The following is a 1267-nucleotide window of genomic DNA, read 5'->3' on the forward strand; positions in this document are numbered from 1 at the left end:
TGAGTTCGGGGATGCTCACCTCCTCGGTTTCGACGGTCAGGAGTTTCATTGATTGTTCGCTGAAGTAGCGACGGTCGGCGCCATCCCATTCGTCGTGCTGCTCGATGAGCACGTGGCCGGCCAGACGCAGCAGCGCGGCTGGGTTCGGGAAGGTGCCCACCACGTCGGTGCGACGCTTGATCTCCTTGTTCAACCGTTCCAGAGGGTTGGTCGACCAGATCTGTCGCCAGTGCGCGAGGGGGAACTGGCAGAACGCGAGCAGGTCGTCTTTGGCGTCTTCCAGCATGTCCGCGATCTTGGGATGCGATCTGGCGAGCATGCGGACCACCTCGTGGAACTGGGAGAACACGTGCTCGGTGTCGGGCTGCGCGAAGATCGTGCGGATGATCGAGGCAACCATGGGCCCTGCCGCTTTCGGCACGGCGGTGAGCACGTTCCGCATGAAGTGCACCCGGCATCTTTGCCAGCTAGCGCCGGCAAACACGGTCTGAACAGCCGCGATCAGGCCGGTGTGCGCGTCAGAGATCACCAGCTTCACTCCGCCCAAGCCTCGGGCCTTGAGCGAGCGGAGGAAGGTGGTCCAGAACGGTTGTGATTCCGTCTCTCCGACCTCGAACCCCAGGATCTCGCGCCGTCCGTCGGCCGCGACCCCGATCGCGACGACCACGGCTTGCGACACGACCCGCCTGCCGACTCGAGCCTTGCAGTACGTGGCGTCCAGGAACACGTACGGGTAGGTGGTGTCCGCCAGCGGCCGGTCCCGGAACGCGGCGACATCCTCGTCGAGGTTGGCGCAGATTCGCGACACCTCCGACTTGCTGATACCCGTGTCCGCGCCGAGCGCTTTGACAAGGTCATCGACCTTCCGGGTCGAGACGCCGTGGACGTACGCCTCCATCACCACCGCGAACAGCGCCTGATCCACCCGGCGCCGCCGTTCCAGCAACGACGGGAAGAAGGTGCCCTGCCGCAGCTTCGGAATCCGCAGCTCCAGCTCCCCAGCCGTCGTGGTCAGAGTTCGCGGGCGGGTCCCATTACGTTGCGTCACCCGCTCCGGAGTGCGCTCAAACGGTGCAGCGCCGATGAACGCGGCAGCTTCCGCGTCGATCAACTCCTGATACAACGTCTCAGTCGCGACCCGGATCCGGTCGGTGACATCGGTGAGCTTCAGTTCCCCGAGGAGCTCGAGGAGGGCAGACTGGTCTAGAGCCATCGTGCTTTGTGTCCTTCTGTGAGTGACTTTGATCGGTACTCACTGACCATCGCA

General features: G+C 64.0%; 1 protein-coding gene. It reads right to left on the bottom strand.

Annotated elements, in window-relative coordinates:
- Nucleotides 1-1213: IS256 family transposase (locus ACYVI5_RS18870; protein ID WP_460581599.1), on the bottom strand; the 1213-nt coding region annotated here is incomplete at its 3' end.
- Nucleotides 1214-1267 lie beyond the last annotated feature (54 nt).

This window comes from Humibacter ginsengisoli (assembly GCF_054780095.1).